Consider the following 19,425-nt stretch of genomic DNA (forward strand, 5'->3'; position numbering starts at 1 on the left):
AGTGCTTGTGTACTAAAGTACACGCAGCGCTTCGCTCGTTACGGCTTTGTCAGCCAAACAATTTCCTGCGTAATTAACCAAATAACTAAATTCGAAAAGCTGTTAAATAAATATAATTGGGTTTAGTACACGGATGTACTGTATGTCATAAATGCAGGAGCATTTTATGACCAACTTAAATCAAATTGGTATTCTTTTGTGCTCTGTAATCACTCATTAACCACAAACTTCTTAGAAGTAAAACCCATCTGGGTTGTATGGTTAAGCCTTACGAGTCATTAGTACAGGTTAGCTCAACGCCTCACAACGCTTACACACCCTGCCTATCAACGTCCTAGTCTCGAACGGCTCTTTAAAGGGATTAAATCCCTAGGGATGACTCATCTTAGGACTCGCTTCCCGCTTAGATGCTTTCAGCGGTTATCGATTCCGAACGTAGCTACCGGGCAATGCTATTGGCATAACAACCCGAACACCAGCGGTTCGTCCACTCCGGTCCTCTCGTACTAGGAGCAGCTTCCTTCAATCATCCAACGCCCACGGCAGATAGGGACCGAACTGTCTCACGACGTTCTGAACCCAGCTCGCGTACCACTTTAAATGGCGAACAGCCATACCCTTGGGACCGACTTCAGCCCCAGGATGTGATGAGCCGACATCGAGGTGCCAAACACCGCCGTCGATATGAACTCTTGGGCGGTATCAGCCTGTTATCCCCGGCGTACCTTTTATCCGTTGAGCGATGGCCCTTCCATTCAGAACCACCGGATCACTATGACCTACTTTCGTACCTGCTCGACGTGTATGTCTCGCAGTTAAGCTGGCTTATGCCATTGCACTAACCGTACGATGTCCGACCGTACTTAGCCAACCTTCGTGCTCCTCCGTTACTCTTTGGGAGGAGACCGCCCCAGTCAAACTACCCACCAGACACTGTCCTCAACCCCCGATTCAGGGGCCAGAGTTAGAACATCAAAACTACAAGGGTGGTATTTCAAGGTTGACTCCATCAGAACTAGCGTCCCAACTTCATAGTCTCCCACCTATCCTACACATGTAGGTTCAATGTTCAGTGCCAAGCTATAGTAAAGGTGCACGGGGTCTTTCCGTCTAGCCGCGGGTATACGGCATCTTCACCGCAATTTCAACTTCACTGAGTCTCGGCTGGAGACAGCGTGGCCATCATTACGCCATTCGTGCAGGTCGGAACTTACCCGACAAGGAATTTCGCTACCTTAGGACCGTTATAGTTACGGCCGCCGTTTACCGGGGCTTCGATCATGAGCTTCTCCGAAGATAACCCAATCAATTAACCTTCCGGCACCGGGCAGGCGTCATACCGTATACTTCCTCTTGCGAGTTTGCACAGTACTGTGTTTTTTGATAAACAGTTGCAGCCACCTGGTATCTGCGACTCCCGTCAGCTTAAAGAGCAAGTCTTATCACCAACAGGAGCGTACCTTCTCCCGAAGTTACGGTACCATTTTGCCTAGTTCCTTCAGCCGAGTTCTCTCAAGCGCCTTGGTATTCTCTACCCAACCACCTGTGTCGGTTTGGGGTACGATTCCTACTAACCTGAAGCTTAGAAGATTTTCCTGGAAGCATGGCATCAACTACTTCATCACCTTAGTGACTCGTCATCAGCTCTCAGCATCGCAATTTAATGCGTATTCCCGGATTTGCCTAAGAATACTGCCTACTACCTTAAACGCGGACAACCAACGCCGCGCTAGCCTAGCCTTCTCCGTCTCTCCATCGCAGTTAGCAGAAGTACGGGAATATTAACCCGTTTCCCATCGACTACGCCTTTCGGCCTCGCCTTAGGGGTCGACTCACCCTGCCCTGATTAACATTGGACAGGAACCCTTGGTCTTTCGGCGAGGGAGTTTTTCACTCCCTTTATCGTTACTCATGTCAGCATTCGCACTTCTGATACCTCCAGCGTGGGTTACCCCTTCACCTTCTACGGCTTACAGAACGCTCCTCTACCGCGTACATCAAAGATGCACACCCGTAGCTTCGGTGTATTGCTTAGCCCCGTTAAATCTTCCGCGCAGGCCGACTCGACTAGTGAGCTATTACGCTTTCTTTAAATGATGGCTGCTTCTAAGCCAACATCCTAGCTGTCTAAGCCTTCCCACATCGTTTCCCACTTAGCAATAACTTTGGGACCTTAGCTGACGGTCTGGGTTGTTTCCCTTTTCACGACGGACGTTAGCACCCGCCGTGTGTCTCCCGAGTAGTACTCATTGGTATTCGGAGTTTGCAAAGGGTTGGTAAGTCGGGATGACCCCCTAGCCTTAACAGTGCTCTACCCCCCAATGGTATTCGCTCGAGGCGCTACCTAAATAGCTTTCGAGGAGAACCAGATATCTCCCGGTTTGATTGGCCTTTCACCCCCATCCACAAGTCATCCGCTCATTTTTCAACATAAGTCGGTTCGGTCCTCCAATTGATGTTACTCAATCTTCAACCTGCCCATGGATAGAATCACCGGGTTTCGGGTCTACACCTTGCAACTAAACGCGCAGTTAACACTCGGTTTCCCTACGGCTCCGCTATTCGCTTAACCTCGCTACAAAATGTAAGTCGCTGACCCATTATACAAAGGTACGCAGTCACGGTCTCAAGGACCGCTCCCACTGCTTGTACGTATACGGTTTCAGGTTCTATTTCACTCCCCTCACAGGGGTTCTTTTCGCCTTTCCCTCACGGTACTGGTTCACTATCGGTCAGTCAGGAGTATTTAGCCTTGGAGGATGGTCCCCCCATGTTCAGACAAGATGTCACGTGTCCCGTCCTACTCGTTTTCATCTATGGTTAGTTTTTCATGTACGGGGCTATCACCCTGTGCCGCTGTGCTTTCCAACACATTCCACTAACACCCCATAGACTTAAGGGCTAACCCCCGTTCGCTCGCCGCTACTAGGGGGATCTCGGTTGATTTCTTTTCCTCCGGGTACTTAGATGTTTCAGTTCCCCGGGTTCGCCTCACGACACTATGTATTCATGTCGTGATACATGCTTATGCATGTGGGTTTCCCCATTCGGATATCGTTAGCTCAAATGCTTGTTACTAGCTCGCCAACGCTTTTCGCAAGTTACTACGTCCTTCATCGCCTCTGACTGCCAAGGCATCCACCGTATACGCTTAGTCACTTAACCATACAACCCACATAGGTTTTTATTCGCTTGCTACTTTGCCCTTATGCGGCGTTACTCAAGTTCGCTTGTCAGTTATGTAGCGCTGCTACATGCTTTTCTCGCTCACTTTCGCGCCTTGCCTAAGACCAAACTCGCTGCGCTAATATTATCTATTGTTCAAACGGGTAGTTTGAACGAGATGTATCGCAACTAATGGTGTTTACTTTCGCCAAAAGAATACTCTTGAACTCATTACCCTAAGGTAAATCATTCCGCACTTGATTTAAGTGTTTGAGAACTCAATTATTTATTTTCGCATTAATGCTATTAACAACAAACAACATAAGCCATTCACTGTCCCTTTCACATTAACACTATCAGCTTTCCAAATTTTTAAAGAACAAGCATCACCGTAAAGGCGTGCCACTCGCTCTAACAAGAACAAGTAATCTGTGTGAACACTCAGCAAATATTGAGTTAGTCGTATAGGTAAGGAGGTGATCCAGCCCCAGGTTCCCCTAGGGCTACCTTGTTACGACTTCACCCCAGTCATGAACCACACCGTGGTAAACGCCCTCCCCGAAAGGTTAAGCTATCTACTTCTGGTGCAGCCCACTCCCATGGTGTGACGGGCGGTGTGTACAAGGCCCGGGAACGTATTCACCGTGGCATTCTGATCCACGATTACTAGCGATTCCGACTTCATGGAGTCGAGTTGCAGACTCCAATCCGGACTACGACCGGCTTTGTGAGATTAGCTCCACCTCGCGGCTTTGCAACCCTCTGTACCGACCATTGTAGCACGTGTGTAGCCCTACTCGTAAGGGCCATGATGACTTGACGTCGTCCCCACCTTCCTCCGGTTTATCACCGGCAGTCTCCCTAAAGTTCCCGGCATGACCCGCTGGCAAATAAGGATAAGGGTTGCGCTCGTTGCGGGACTTAACCCAACATTTCACAACACGAGCTGACGACAGCCATGCAGCACCTGTCTCTCAGTTCCCGAAGGCACCAAACCATCTCTGGTAAGTTCTGAGGATGTCAAGAGTAGGTAAGGTTCTTCGCGTTGCATCGAATTAAACCACATGCTCCACCGCTTGTGCGGGCCCCCCGTCAATTCATTTGAGTTTTAACCTTGCGGCCGTACTCCCCAGGCGGTCTACTTAATGCGTTAGCTTGGGAACCCAGTAACTAAGTTACCAAATTCCGAGTAGACATCGTTTACGGCGTGGACTACCAGGGTATCTAATCCTGTTTGCTCCCCACGCTTTCGTACATGAGCGTCAGTCTTTGTCCAGGGGGCCGCCTTCGCCACCGGTATTCCTTCAGATCTCTACGCATTTCACCGCTACACCTGAAATTCTACCCCCCCTCTACAAGACTCTAGTTCCCCAGTTCCAAATGCAATTCCCAGGTTGAGCCCGGGGCTTTCACATCTGGCTTAAAAAACCGCCTGCGTACGCTTTACGCCCAGTAATTCCGATTAACGCTTGCACCCCTCGTATTACCGCGGCTGCTGGCACGAAGTTAGCCGGTGCTTCTTCTGCGAGTAACGTCACAGCTAGCCGCTATTAACGACCAACCTTTCCTCCTCGCTGAAAGTGCTTTACAACCCGAAGGCCTTCTTCACACACGCGGCATGGCTGCATCAGGCTTTCGCCCATTGTGCAATATTCCCCACTGCTGCCTCCCGTAGGAGTCTGGGCCGTGTCTCAGTCCCAGTGTGGCTGATCATCCTCTCAGACCAGCTAGGGATCGTCGCCTAGGTGAGCCATTACCTCACCTACTAGCTAATCCCACCTAGACTCATCTAATCGCGGAAGGCCCGAAGGTCCCCTCCTTTCCCCCGTAGGGCGTATGCGGTATTAGCAGTCGTTTCCAACTGTTATCCCCCACGACTAGGCAGATATCTAGGCATTACTCACCCGTCCGCCGCTCGACGCCTGATAGCAAGCTATCTTCGTTTCCGCTCGACTTGCATGTGTTAGGCCTGCCGCCAGCGTTCAATCTGAGCCATGATCAAACTCTTCAATTAAAGTTTTTTGCTAAACCCCGTTAAGGACTCAGCGGCTCAATGAATTCTGATGTCATTTACAACACTCATAAGAGCATTAACAACGATTGTACATATTGATTCAAACTAGGTTCGAATCTATGAACACTCATTCATTGAGAAATTTTTTGACTGCCTCACTTTTTACTAGAAAAAAGAGGCAGTTTCGAATAACTCAATACCTGTGAGTGTCCACACAGATTTCTTGTCTCAGATTGTTAAAGAGCGTTAGTACCAATCTTTCAGATACTGCCGTTAGACGCTAGGTCGTTGGCTTGAGGAGGCGTATTCTACACGCTCCATCGTTGGCGTCAAGCGCTTATTTTAAGAAGATTTTCAATTGACGTTTTCTTGTACACTTTCGTGTTAGGCTACATCAATGAACCACTTAAACCGCTTTTCACCTGACTAAGCTTTCTATTGAAAGTTCAATCTCTAACACTGCTGCAAGTCCCTTACTCCTTAGCGTTTACGCTATCTCGTTGGCCTGCTGTGCCGTGTCAGTGGTTGCGCATTATAGGGATATCACCGCAGAGTACAAGCGCTTTTTTCACTTAAATATGATGTTTTTTGCAATAACATCGTTAGCCACATCATACTCACTACTTACCCCCTAACTTATCCACAATTAAGGTTTTTATCATGAAATAGAGCCATATTCATCATTCATATTGACCGACTTTTACGATAGTAATATGACATCAGTCAGTATTAGACATAAGAAAGCCCATTTAATAATGGGCTTTCTATTGCTCATTATTTACTGCCTACCAAATTTTAACTCTATCTGCTGGCGCTAAAAACATTTTATCACCCTCTTTCAAATCGAAAGCTTGGTAAAATGCAGTGATGTTCCTTGGTGTTCCCATTGCTCGAAAATGACTAGGTGAATGTGGATCTGTCATTAAACGACGACCTAACTCTTCATCGCGGTAGTTGCGGCGCCACACTTGTGACCAACCAATAAATAACCTTTGCTCTGGTGTTAATCCATCAATCACTAATGCTTCATCGCCATTATGACTGAGGTGGTATGAACGAGCTGCGACAGTAAGTCCTCCAAGATCACCTATATTTTCACCTAAAGTCAAATCACCGTTTACATATTGACCTGGTAATGCTTCATATTGTGAGTATTGAGCAGAAAGTTGATCACTACGTTTTTTAAACTCTTTACGATCAACATCAGTCCACCAATCACGTAAGTTTCCGTCACCATCATATTTTGCCCCTTGGTCATCGAAGCCATGACTGATCTCATGACCAATAACAGCACCTATAGCCCCAAAATTTATCGCATCATCAGCATCAATATTAAAAAATGGTGGTTGAAGTATTGCTGCTGGGAATACAATTTCGTTCATTACTGGACTGTAATAGGCATTAACCGTTTGTGGGGTCATATGCCATTCAGTGCGATCTATCGGTTTACCCAACTTATCAAGCATGGTCTTATATTCAAACTGAGCATAACGCTTAAAATTGCCCACCAACTCATCTGACTTAATCGTTAACGCCGTGTAATCTTTCCATTTATCTGGATAACCTATTTTATAGGTGAATTTAGCGAGCTTTTGTTGTGCAGCAACCTTAGTTTCTGCTGTCATCCACTCAAGTTCATTGATACTCACCTCAAAACCTTTAATCAGATCTTTAATGAGTAACTCCATCTTATCTTTAGCTTCAGGTTTAAAATGCTGTTTAACATATTCTTTGCCTACCAACTCACCAATAACTTGATCTGCGGCATTAACCGCTCTCTTCCAACGTGGTTTCTGAGCTTCAATCCCCATCAATGTTTTACTGTGAAAACTAAAATGTAAGTCGACAAAGTTCTGGCTTAGTAGTTCAGCGTAACTATCGACTAAATGAAATGACAAATAGTCCTGCCATTCATTAACGGTAAAATCAGTAAAATGTTGACCCAGTTTTTCTAAATAGGATTTTTGACGAACAATGGCTTCTTCTACTCCCGCTATACTTGCACTCGCTGCAAATGTCACAAAATCAAACTCAGGCATGCTTGACTGTAAATCAGCTCGATCCATCTTATTGTAACTTTTATTAGCATCACGCGATTGAACACGGCTCCATTGACTTTCGGCAATAAAGTGTTCAATTTTAGCCACGCTCATCGCAATACGTTTCGCATCGGTGCTACCAGCCTGAGTCATAATAGCAGTCACGTAAGCATTTAATGCTGTTCGATTAGCAACAAACTTATCATCATCTTTTAAATAATAATCGCGATCTGGGAGAGTCAATCCTGACTGCTGTAAGTAAACAGCATATTGAGTCGAGTTCTTAGCATCATTGTTGACGTAAAATCCCAGTGGGATTTTCACCCCACTTAAAAGCAAGCTCCCCATTAAACTTGCAATGTCATTATGAGTTTTAGCCAGAGCAATACCTGAAAGCTGTTCGCTCAATGGTGAAATCCCTAACTGTTCAACAATATTAATATCCATATAACTAGCATAAAAGTCACCAACCTTTTGCTCACTCGACCCCTCAAGTTTATTTGGTTTTAACATTGCATCATCTATGATTTTTTTCAATGCATCTTGACTCTGTTCATAAAGAACTGAAAAAGCACCGTAATTAGATTTGTCATCAGGAATAGGAGTATTCGCTAGCCAATGTCCATTAACGCTGTAATAAAAATCATCTTGATGGCGTACGGATGTGTCAAAATTCACTTTTTCAACACCAGAAATTGGGAAATGGGGTTCTGGTCGAGTAGGTTCATTGCTACTACAAGATATTATCCCTAAACTCAAACCAATAAGAACTGCCTGTTTACTTGCTCTTTTCATTATAATTCTCGCTGAATAAATGTTGGGTGTTATTATTTGGACTATCAGAATTGATTAACGGTATAACATAGTGCCTATCCCATATCCAATTAGTTTTTTGTTACTTTTTATGACTTACCAACTTTTACCTAAAAATAAGAAAATAGTCATGTCACCACTGTCGGCCCAACCAACACCTAATGCAGCTGGCCCCATCGTCGTATCTGTACCAAAATATAAACTACCTGAATAAATAAGATCGTCAAGATCGACACTTTCTTTATTACTCCAGACATTGCCCGCCTCTATACTTGAACCAAGATATAGAGGGTAATCGGTCATCCCCAACACATCTCGACCTAGATCATATTGGTACACAAAAGCACCAAACACCTTATGGGTGCCCACTAACGAGTTTTTGTGATAACCAGATAAATTAAGAAAGCCACCTAACTCAGTTAAATGAGGACTAAAGCTGTTTTCGCTATCCACTGTCGCAAATGAACCAATGCCTACGAACGCATGATTACCTAGACTCAATGCACCTCGCCAATCAGCTTCTATCTGCAAAGAGTGATCTAAATGACCAATCAGCTCTGACAGCTCTGAACAGTTAATCAATTCAAAGTCACCTGAACAACCAATCAATTCAGTTTCGCTTGAACTTTCGTTTCTATAATACATATTCAAAGTAAAACGATTACCGGAAGTTGGAAAGCTCATACTATTAAGATCATCGAAACCTAATTTAAAATAGGCACCATAAGATTTATACTTAAACTGACCAAGCAATATATCATTTTTTAATTTTCCTTTTTCACCTATCAATCCAACTTCAACCATTCCATTTTTGGTATAATAGTAACCAATACCAGCATCTGCTGTGTATGTCGTTTGTACCATTCTTAACAGACGAGTGTTATTCAAGTACACATCTTTATCTTGTAGCTCATAAGACAATTTAGTACGCGTATAGAAATCTTGTTCGTAATCTAAAGGCTGATAAAACTCGGTCGATAACAGTTTTTCTAAGCCTAATCGGATCTCATTGCGCCACTCACCTCCAGTATCTGTGAGGTTATTCATAGTATAAGAAAAATCTAATGCTATATTCGAATCCTCAGAAAGATCGTCTTCCCAGCTAAAGCCAATATCAAAATAATTTGGCCCCCACGATTTAGCCTTAGTATTGACAGTCAGTACCCGACCTTGATCTGTATCCATAAACTCAGCATTAACGTGCTCAAATTTATCCAACGAATAAACATTTGCAATCGCTTTATTAAGCTGCTCTTTTGAAACAACATCGCCTTCATGAAGATCTAAGCTCTCTCTTAATAAAGACTCACTGACTTTCGAATCATTGTTAAATACTAATTTAACTAACGGTCGCTGACTACTATCGAGCCAACGCCTGCTAATACGCTGTTTATTTTTGTTATAAATAGCATATTCAACCTCACCAATACTCAGACCTTTAAGGCTTAATACATGCGTTAACGCCGCCTTTTCACCTAAAGAAAAAGCCTGAGGCATAATGTCAAAATCAGTGGTACTCATATCCCCCACTTCAGGACGGATTAGAATATCATCCTCACTCAGTAATAATTTCTGCCTTGCAGTACTCGCATTCGTCAATATAGTTGATAGCTGATTAAGCACAGCAACCGTACTATCAAGCTCATTTTTTTTAACGAGAGATGATCCAATATCAACAGCAATAACGATGTCAGCACCTAATGCTTTGACCACATCAACTGGCATATTGTTGGCAATTCCACCATCAACTAAAAGTTTGCCATGATATTCAATGGGCTGCAATGCACCTGGTACCGCTGCCGATGCCTGCATCGCCTTGACAATACTACCTTCAACAAGAATAACCGCTTCGCTAGTTTCTAGATCCGTTGCAACAGCTCGATAAGGAATAGCCAGTTCATCGAAATGTCCGAATTGATGCACTAAGCCAGTAGAGCGTTGCAGCAGCTGGGACATGGTCTGACCACGGAGAAAACCGTTAGGCAACTTGACTGTTTCATCGCTATATCCCATATCTAATGGAATATTAAATCGATCCCTTTGCTGCTTATTACGGTAACCTAGTGACTCCCTTGGAATTGTATCTGAATAACCATCAGACCAAGATTCATTCATCATGATCTTTTCAATTTCTGTTGCACTATACCCTAATGCATACATACCTGCGATATAAGCGCCAATGCTGGTTCCAACAATATAGTCTACGGGTACTCTGTTTTCTTCTAGTACTTTAAGCACACCAATATGAGCCGCTCCTTTTGCCCCACCCCCACTGAGTACTAATCCTATTTTAGGCCGCACTTCTGCATATGTTTGCATCGAGATAAAACAAAAAATTAAAAATAGTGCGATAAAACGTATCATAAGGGCTTATCTCTTCATTAGTCGACTTTAGAGGCTGCCGTATTGTATCAAAAAATACTTTACATATTCGACCCACAAAAAAGGCGCTAATAAAGCGCCTTTATGTTATCAAACTACATTCAAACTACTTCTTCTTTTTTTTTGCCTTTGGGTTCGGCAAATCTGTAATTGAACCTTCATAAATTTCTGCAGCAAGACCGACGGACTCATGAAGCGTAGGATGGGCATGAATGGTTAACGCTAAATCTTCGGCATCACAATCCATCTCAATCGCAAGACCGATTTCACCTAATAACTCACCACCGTTAACACCAACAATAGCTCCACCGATAACACGATGAGTCTCTTTATCAAAAATAAGCTTAGTCATGCCTTCGCTACAATCAGATGCGATAGCACGGCCACTTGCAGCCCAAGGGAAAGTCGCTGTTTCATAAGCAATACCTTGCTCTTTAGCTTCTTTCTCTGTAAGACCAACCCATGCGACTTCAGGATCGGTATATGCAATCGAAGGAATAACCTTAGGATCGAAGAAATGCTTAAGGCCAGAAATGACTTCAGCAGCCACATGGCCTTCATGAACACCTTTATGCGCAAGCATTGGCTGGCCCACAATATCGCCAATAGCATAAATATTTGGCACATTTGTGCGCATTTGCTTATCAACATTAATAAAGCCGCGCTCATCGACATTCACACCCGCTTTCTCAGCTTCAAGTGATTTACCGTTTGGTGAACGACCAATAGCCACAAGCACAACATCATAACGAACTGGCTCTTTTGGAGCCTTCTTTCCTTCCATCGTCACATAAATACCGTCTTCTTTCGCTTCAACGGCCGTCACTTTGGTTTCAAGAATTAAATTAAATTTTTTCTTAATTTGCTTGGTATAGACGCGAACGATATCTTTATCAGCAGCTGGAATCACTTGATCAAACATTTCAACCACGTCAATCTGGCTACCCAAAGAAGAATATACTGTGCCCATCTCAAGGCCAATAATACCTCCTCCCATAACAAGAAGCTTACCAGGCACTTCATTAAGCTCTAGTGCGTCGGTTGAGTCCCAAATACGTGGATCGTCATGTGGAATAAATGGCAGTTTGATTGGACGTGATCCTGCTGCGATGATCGCATTTTCAAAATGAATAACTTTAACGCCGTCTTCACCACTGACTTCTATTGTGTTTGGACCTGTAAATTTCCCCAATCCATTAACAACATCAACCTTACGCATCTTAGACATTCCGCCTAATCCACCAGTCAACTGACCAATCACTGTTTTTTTATACTCACGAAGCTTGTCTAAATCAATTTGTGGCTCGCCGAACACAACACCATGCGATGAAATAGCTTTCGCTTCTTCAATTACTTTAGATACGTGTAATAGTGCTTTTGAAGGAATGCAGCCTACATTTAAACATACACCTCCAAGTGTACTAAAACGCTCAATAATAACGGTATCTAAACCTAGATCTGCCGCGCGGAAAGCAGCTGAATATCCTGCTGGGCCTGCACCTAGTACTACTACCTGAGTTCTGATTTCGTTACTCATCTCTTCCTCTATTTTTTGTCATTGCGCTGACGAATATAACGTAAAACGGTTAAGAGTCAGCTATTGAACATTAATCTTCTGTAAGTGGCTGCATTTTACCCCGTGTTTGACACAGATAACAATCATTCACTTACGTGTTAAACATAAAAGGCTGCTTACATTAAGCAGCCTTCAATATTATAAAACTAGCGTGCGAATATCTGATAAACAGCTATTCAGATACGTAATAAATCGCGCACCTTCTGCACCATCAACCACTCGGTGATCATAAGAAAGAGAAAGCGGCAACATCAAACGTGCTTCAAACTCTTTACCATTCCAAACAGGCTTCATTTCAGATTTAGACACACCTAAAATACCAACTTCTGGCGCATTTACAATCGGCGTAAATGCTGTACCACCAATTCCTCCTAAGCTTGAAATAGTAAAACAGCCCCCCTGCATATCAGCAGAGGTCAATTTACCACCACGGGCCTTTTGAGACACAACTTTAAGTTCATCGGACAGTTCATGAATGCCTTTTTTGTTCACGTCTTTGAAAACAGGAACCACTAAACCATTAGGCGTATCAACTGCAATCCCAACATTCACATACTTTTTCATGATTAAGCTCGCGCCGTCTTCAGAAAGAGATGAGTTAAATGTGGGAAATGCTTCAAGCGCTTTAGCGACCGCTTTCATAATGAACACCAATGGCGTGATCTTCATACCTGAGTCTTTTTTCGCTTCCGCAGTATTTTGTGCTTTACGGAATACTTCAAGCTCGGTGATATCAGCATTATCCCACTGAGTCACATGGGGGATTTTCACCCAATTTCGATGCAGGTTTGCACCCGATATTTTTTGAATGCGCGAGAGCGGCTTACTTTCAATTTCACCGAACTTGCTGAAATCAATTTTTGGCCATGGCAGCAAATCTAATTCACTCTTACCACCTTTACTAGCATTGCCTGACTCAACAACTTTTACTGCCGCTTTAACATAGTTATGAACATCTTCTTTAACGATGCGATGTTTACGGCCAGTCCCTTTTACGTTCGCTAAATTGACCCCAAGCTCACGAGCAAGACGACGGATCACAGGCGATGCATGAGCATAAGCTGTGTTAGCCACAAAATCTTCTTTCGCTGATGCTGCATTATTAACAGCAGGAGCTGTGGCTATTTGAGGTGCTTGAGCAGGTATTGCTACGGGAGCCGCAATCAAAACTGAACCAGCAGTTTCAAACGTCATGATTAACGATCCTGTCGCAACCTTATCGCCTATGCTAATTTTAATTTCGGTTACTTTGCCGGCAAAAGGCGCTGGCACTTCCATAGAAGCTTTATCACCTTCAACACTGATCAGAGATTGCTCTTGCGTGACCGTATCACCAACATTAACCATTATTTCAGTGACTTCAACTTCATCACCACCAATATCAGGTACATTGACATCTTGTACCGATACCGCAGTTGATAAAGCCTGAGCCGCGACAGGGACAACCACTGGAGCTGCAGCTGATGAAGAGCCAGCCACTTCAAAAACCATAACCAAACTGCCTGTAGAGACTTTATCACCTACGGCAACCTTAATTTCTTTCAGTGTCCCCGCAAACGGAGCCGGTACTTCCATTGACGCTTTGTCACCTTCAACACTCATTAGCGACTGTTCTTCAGAAACACTGTCACCTAAGCTAATTAAGATTTCGGTCACTTCAACTTCATCGTCACCAATATCAGGGACATGAACTTCTTTCAGCTCAGCAGATACTGCCACAACAGGAGCCGCTACTGCAACGGACTCTGCAGAAGGCGCTGTTACCGAAGTCACATCTGATTCAAAAATCATAATCAATGAACCGGTCGAGACCTTATCACCCACTGCCACTTTCATTTCTTTCACTATGCCAGCTTTCGATGCTGGCACTTCCATCGCTGCTTTATCTCCTTCAACAGAGATCAAAGACTGTTCTTGCTCAACCTTGTCACCAACGCTAACAAGGAGCTCTGTGACTTCAACCTCATCCGCACCGATATCTGGTACATTAATTTCGATTGTCATTATATATTGCCTCTTACGCGTATAGCGGGTTTGTCTTGTCAGTGTCGATGTTAAATTTAGCAATGGCTTGTGCAACGACTGACTTTTCAATATCACCACGTTTTGCGAGCTCACTCAATGCTGCTACCACAACGTAACCAGCATTCACTTCAAAATGACGACGTAGATTTTCACGGCTGTCAGAACGACCGAAGCCATCTGTACCTAACACTTTGAATGTTTCTGAAGGCATAAATGCACGCACTTGTTCAGCATAATTCTTCATGTAATCTGTCGCCGCAATCGCAGGCTCACTTCCCATCACTTGAGTGATATAAGCTTGCTTTGGCTCAGCCTCAGGGTGAAGCATATTAAAACGCTCTACGTCCTGCCCTTCACGAGTTAACTCGTTAAAAGAAGTCACTGAATATACATCTGAAGCAACACCGTAATCTGCACTGAGCACTTGAGCGGCTTTACGCACTTCATTCATGATAGTACCAGAGCTCATTAATTGAACTTTATTACTGCCTTTATGTGACTCTAGTTTATAAATACCTTTGCGGATCCCTTCTTCAACGCCTGCTGGCATTGCTGGCATTGCGTAATTTTCATTCATTAGAGTAAGATAATAAAACACGTTTTCTTGAGTCTCACCATACATACGACGAATACCATCTTGCATGATGATGGCTAACTCGTAAGCAAATGTAGGATCATAAGAAATGCAGTTAGGCACTGTATTCGCTTGAATATGGGAATGACCATCTTCATGCTGTAAGCCTTCACCATTGAGTGTCGTACGGCCAGCAGTCGCGCCTAATAGAAAACCACGAGCTTGTTGATCACCCGCCATCCATGCCATGTCACCCACACGTTGAAAGCCAAACATTGAGTAGTAAATATAAAATGGGATCATCGGTAAATCGTTAGTGCTGTATGATGTTGCAGCGGCAACCCATGACGACATAGCACCAAGCTCGTTAATACCTTCTTGCAATACTTGCCCAGACGTCGCCTCTTTGTAGTAAGACACAACGCCACGATCTTCAGGAGTGTATTCCTGGCCATCTGGATTATAAATTCCGATTTGACGAAATAGTCCTTCCATGCCGAACGTTCGTGCTTCATCAGCAATGATAGGCACGATATTTTTACCAATACCTTTATTTTTTAACAAGATATTTAATGAACGAACAAATGCCATTGTGGTTGAAATTTCACGCTTTTGCTCAATAAGCAAGGTTTGAAAATCATCCACTTCAGGTAGAACTAATGCTTCAGTAAATTTAGGGAGACGCTGGGGTGTATAACCATGTAACGCCTCGCGACGTGCATGTAAATATTCATACTCTGCGGAGCCCTTTTCCAACGTAAGATAAGGAAGTTTTGATACTTTTTCGTCTGTTAGCAAGTCTTCAAGACCGAGACGGTTACGTAACTGGATAACATGAGTCATATCCATTTTCTTCACGCCATGGGCAATGTTTTTACCTTCTGCCGCTTCGCCCATGCCGTAACCTTTTACGGTTTTAGCAAGAATAACCGTCGGTTTACCTTTAGTATCTTGTGCATTTTTAAATGCAGCAAATAACTTAGATGAATCATGGCCACCACGTTTTAGTGCAAAAATTTCAACATCGGTCATATCAGAGACTAACGCAGCCGTTTCTGGATATTTACCAAAAAAGTGCTCACGCACATAGGCACCATCTTTTGATTTAAATGTCTGATAATCACCATCGACAGTTTCATTCATCAACTGCAATAGCTTACCCGTTGTGTCTTTAGCTAATAGCGAATCCCAGTTGTTACCCCAGATCACTTTAACCACATTCCAACCAGCACCTCTAAACAAACCTTCAAGCTCTTGAATGATGCTACCGTTACCCATTACAGGACCATCAAGGCGCTGTAGGTTGCAGTTAATCACAAAACATAAGTTATCTAGTTTTTCACGAGAAGCGAAAGAGATACCACCACGAGATTCAGGCTCATCCATTTCACCATCACCAAGAAAAGCATAAACACGCTGTGCCGATGTATTTTTTAAGCCGCGGCCATCTAAGTACTTAAGAAAACGAGCCTGATAAATCGCTGACATAGGGCCAAGACCCATAGAGACCGTTGGAAATTGCCAAAATTCAGGCATTAGCTTTGGATGAGGGTATGAAGGAAGCCCTTTACCATCAACCTCTTGACGGAAATTGTCTAACTGCTCTTCTGTTAGCCGACCTTCAACAAATGCACGAGAATAAATGCCAGGGGAAATATGACCTTGATAATAAACAAGATCACCACCATCCACGTCGTTTGGAGCACGAAAAAAATGATTGAAACATACTTCATAAAATGAAGCCGCAGATTGGAATGAAGCCATGTGGCCACCGAGGTCTAAATCTTTTTTAGACGCACGTAACACAATCATTATCGCATTCCAACGAATGACAGAACGAATACGACGCTCCAGCGTCGTGTTACCAGGGTAAGCAGGTTCTTGATTTGTAGGAATGGTATTGATGTAGTTCGTGGTGATACCAGTCGCCATATCAACACCGTCTAAGCGTGCCTTATCAAGTACTTGTTCTAATATATATTGAGCACGCTCAACACCTTCTTCGCGTACAACTGACTCTAGAGCAGATAACCACTCATTCGTTTCTAATGAATCTACGTCTTGTAGCATATGTTCAGACATTTTGCAGTCCTTCCCTATATACGTTATGAAATTTGAATTTTCAGAATATGCTCTGATGTTGACCTCATTTTGAGGTCTTAAACACCGCTTTTTAAACGGCGCAGACTTCGCTGCAACCGACTGTCTTCTTCCCTTACAGATAACATAACTTCTTCAATGTAACTTAAATGTTCATTCGAAGCTTCACGCGCTGCATCGGGATCTCGGCGAACAATGGCAGCGAGTAAAGCTCGTCTGTGTTCATTCGCCATAGTGGCAGCTTCCTCTCTTCGCTCAAGAAGCGCTAAATTTTGTGCCACATTTTTATGCAGCACAGGTGATAAACTTAATACAAGATGCAGCATTGCAACGTTATGTGATGCCTCTGCAATCGTGCGATAAAAACACACAATGGCATCAGCTTGATCATCGATACCTATCGCAGCTTCAACATCCATTACTGTTTGTTGAATATTCTGCATATCAGCATCAGTACCACGCAGAGCGGCAAAATATGCCATCATACCTTCAGTTGCATGACGAAATTCAAGCAAATCATACTGGCTCTCAGAATCGCTATGCATTAATTCCACTATAGGATCTGCTAAACTCTGCCACAATTGCTCTTTAACATACGTGCCACCACCTTGACGACGCATCAACAAACCTTTAATTTCAAGCTTTTGAATCGCTTCACGTAGTGACGGGCGTGATACTTCGAACTGAAGTGCGAGTTCACGCTCTGGTGGTAGCTTTTGACCCGGTTGAAGACTTCCTTCAAGGATCATTTGCTCCAATTGCCCCATAATGACATCGGATATTTTTGGCTGGTTTATTTTGCTATAAGCCATATGGCCCTCAGCTTCTATTGTAAATTGGTCTTACCAATTTAATTGACTGACGCACTCTACCAAATCACATTTTGAATGTCTAGCCTGTGTTCGAGATCATACAAATAGATGATGTGTGAGCATAGCCGAAAATTGATTCCTTAGCGGTCAGACCATTATCGGTAAATTGAAATATCGATACGGAGGCATATAAAAAATGAATAAAAGATTAATACCCCCCAAAAAAAAATTTAAATATAACAATTATTTAAAAAAAAGATCTAGGTCACCACTCCAAAAATCGTTAACACAGACAAACAGACAAGAAGAAGTAGAAAGTTACGTTTCCCAAGCTTTAACAAAGCTAGCGTTGCCTGAATGCATATAGGAGCCGATGAACGCTTAGTGTGAGGTTCAGCAGCTAGTGCGACTTGCATCACTATATCCCTAGCACTGCAACTAATAGAAAAACCATACTGCCTCCAACACACAAAAGCATGTGAAAACTGACCACTCAGCACGTATCCAAATGCAAAAATTCTGCTCGGTAGCCAGTCGAGTATTTTTAATGCATCAATCACTAAAGGAAAGTCTAAATTAAGCTTTTGACTTTCATCATTAAAATATCTTACCGTACAATAAAAAACGGCACCCGCGGGTCCTAAGATAATAAGAAATAATGCCACGGCCCCGTAAAAACGATAATTTGACCAAGCTACAATTTGACCAACTCGTGTTCCTAAATCTTCTGTGGAAATAGCCTCTAATGGCACACTAGGGTCTAGCTCATCGGCAAAATGATAACAAGCTTGAGAATCCCCTCGGCAAGCTGCAAGCATATAGCTTTTAAATAATTGTCTTTGTTTCTGATGGCTAAAACATAAAATCGAGATCCCTATCCACAAAATAAGACTCACTCCTCCCCAAAAAAAACCGTCGACAGCCCACATAGCCACCTGTACTGTGATGGCTGGTAAAATCAATGCTAAGACCATCATCACATCAGACGTGAGTTGTTTATTACCAAACAAGGATTTTGAGTAAACATCAAGTACTGAATCCAGTTGCCAAGATTGGGGTAGAAGCTTTAATCTTTCTATCAAAATTGCGACCAACAATGAAAACAGTGCCATCATTTATTCCTTAAATTCTATTGTCCATCTAAAATACTCGTTAAAAACACCTACAGATTATTGATTCTACATCTTACTCAAACCTGTCTTATAACGCACCCAATCAAAACATTCACCTGGATCCGTTTTTCGTCCTGGCGCGATATCACTATGACCAACGATTGTATCCGTATTCAGCATAGGATATGTAGCGAACAAGGCAAGAGTCAATCGAGTAAGCTCTTGATACTGAATGCCAGTATAATCTTGAAAATCAGTGCCTTCCACTTCAATCCCTATGGTGAAATCATTACAAGCTTGCCGACCATGATACTCCGATATTCCCGCATGCCATGCACGTTGTTCGCAGGACACATACTGTACAATTTCCCCATTTCTGCGGATCAAAAAATGTGCCGACACCTCCAAGCCTTTTAGCTCAACAAAATCTCTATCAGCCTCAATATCCAAACACCCCTGAAACAGTTGATCAATATAAGGCCCACCGTAACACCCCGCTGGTAAGCTAATGTTATGGATCACGAGTAAACTCACCTCATTGTCAGGACGCGCATTAAAATGAGGTGATATACACTTTCTAGCACAACCATCAACCCATCCATTATATAATTTAATCGGCAGTTCTCCTCTCATAGACAATAAATAACCCCCTAATGTCTAACATTAATAATGAACACTTTATCAGGTAGAATGATAACTGAGAAGCGCATTGGTGAGCCTCTAGATCATAACCACAAATAAACCTAAAGCCCGTCACACATTAACAATGCATGGACATGTTTACTATACCTCTAACTCTACTTTCTAAATCAA

8 protein-coding genes and 2 rRNA genes are annotated in these 19,425 nt (G+C 43.2%); all 10 read right to left on the bottom strand.

Going from position 1 to position 19,425, the window contains the following annotated elements:
• Window positions 1-257 precede the first annotated feature (257 nt).
• Window positions 258-3,165, bottom strand: a 23S ribosomal RNA gene (locus tag HQQ94_RS20335).
• A 469-nt stretch (window positions 3,166-3,634) separates the two neighbouring features.
• Window positions 3,635-5,179: ribosomal RNA gene (locus HQQ94_RS20340) — 16S ribosomal RNA — on the bottom strand.
• The 16S and 23S rRNA genes sit together here, the layout of an rRNA operon.
• Window positions 5,180-5,964: 785 nt before the next feature.
• Complete coding sequence (locus HQQ94_RS20345) at window positions 5,965-8,013, bottom strand: M13 family metallopeptidase (protein WP_173296130.1); 2,049 nt, start codon at window positions 8,011-8,013, stop codon at window positions 5,965-5,967.
• A 114-nt stretch (window positions 8,014-8,127) separates the two neighbouring features.
• Complete coding sequence (locus HQQ94_RS20350; RefSeq protein ID WP_173296131.1) at window positions 8,128-10,395, bottom strand: patatin-like phospholipase family protein; 2,268 nt, start codon at window positions 10,393-10,395, stop codon at window positions 8,128-8,130.
• Window positions 10,396-10,519: 124 nt separating this feature from the next.
• Window positions 10,520-11,950 carry a dihydrolipoyl dehydrogenase gene (gene lpdA / locus HQQ94_RS20355; protein WP_173296132.1) on the bottom strand — a complete coding sequence of 477 codons (1,431 nt, stop codon included), beginning with the start codon at window positions 11,948-11,950 and terminating at the stop codon, window positions 10,520-10,522.
• Between the two features lie 177 nt (window positions 11,951-12,127).
• On the bottom strand, window positions 12,128-13,993 hold the full coding sequence (gene aceF / locus HQQ94_RS20360; RefSeq protein ID WP_173296133.1) for a pyruvate dehydrogenase complex dihydrolipoyllysine-residue acetyltransferase: 1,866 nt from the start codon (window positions 13,991-13,993) through the stop codon (window positions 12,128-12,130).
• Between the two features lie 13 nt (window positions 13,994-14,006).
• Entirely contained in the window at window positions 14,007-16,670 is a 2,664-nt protein-coding gene (gene aceE, locus HQQ94_RS20365) for a pyruvate dehydrogenase (acetyl-transferring), homodimeric type (protein ID WP_173296134.1), read from the bottom strand.
• A 77-nt stretch (window positions 16,671-16,747) separates the two neighbouring features.
• Window positions 16,748-17,500, bottom strand: coding sequence for a pyruvate dehydrogenase complex transcriptional repressor PdhR (gene pdhR / locus HQQ94_RS20370; protein WP_173296135.1), 753 nt, complete (start codon window positions 17,498-17,500; stop codon window positions 16,748-16,750).
• Window positions 17,501-17,760: 260 nt separating this feature from the next.
• A complete protein-coding gene (ampE, locus tag HQQ94_RS20375) occupies window positions 17,761-18,612 on the bottom strand; it encodes a beta-lactamase regulator AmpE (RefSeq protein WP_173296136.1) in 852 nt (283 codons plus the stop codon).
• 66 nt (window positions 18,613-18,678) lie between these two features.
• The gene (gene ampD / locus HQQ94_RS20380) at window positions 18,679-19,245 is read right to left on the bottom strand and encodes a 1,6-anhydro-N-acetylmuramyl-L-alanine amidase AmpD (protein ID WP_173296741.1); all 567 of its coding nucleotides are present in this window, start codon (window positions 19,243-19,245) and stop codon (window positions 18,679-18,681) included.
• Between the last annotated feature and the right edge of the window lie 180 nt (window positions 19,246-19,425).

Origin of the sequence: Shewanella sp. VB17, assembly GCF_013248905.1 — a bacterium.
GTDB lineage: Bacteria > Pseudomonadota > Gammaproteobacteria > Enterobacterales > Shewanellaceae > Shewanella.

What these genes read in the sequence shown, in the direction of transcription:
- lpdA (WP_173296132.1), bottom strand. Translation starts at nt 11,950, where the DNA reads ATGAGTAACGAAATCAGAACTCAGGTAGTAGTACTAGGTGCAGGCCCA.
- HQQ94_RS20345 (WP_173296130.1), bottom strand. Translation starts at nt 8,013, where the DNA reads ATGAAAAGAGCAAGTAAACAGGCAGTTCTTATTGGTTTGAGTTTAGGG.
- pdhR (WP_173296135.1), bottom strand. Translation starts at nt 17,500, where the DNA reads ATGGCTTATAGCAAAATAAACCAGCCAAAAATATCCGATGTCATTATG.
- aceF (WP_173296133.1), bottom strand. Translation starts at nt 13,993, where the DNA reads ATGACAATCGAAATTAATGTACCAGATATCGGTGCGGATGAGGTTGAA.
- HQQ94_RS20350 (WP_173296131.1), bottom strand. Translation starts at nt 10,395, where the DNA reads ATGATACGTTTTATCGCACTATTTTTAATTTTTTGTTTTATCTCGATG.
- ampD (WP_173296741.1), bottom strand. Translation starts at nt 19,245, where the DNA reads ATGAGAGGAGAACTGCCGATTAAATTATATAATGGATGGGTTGATGGT.
- ampE (WP_173296136.1), bottom strand. Translation starts at nt 18,612, where the DNA reads ATGGCACTGTTTTCATTGTTGGTCGCAATTTTGATAGAAAGATTAAAG.
- aceE (WP_173296134.1), bottom strand. Translation starts at nt 16,670, where the DNA reads ATGTCTGAACATATGCTACAAGACGTAGATTCATTAGAAACGAATGAG.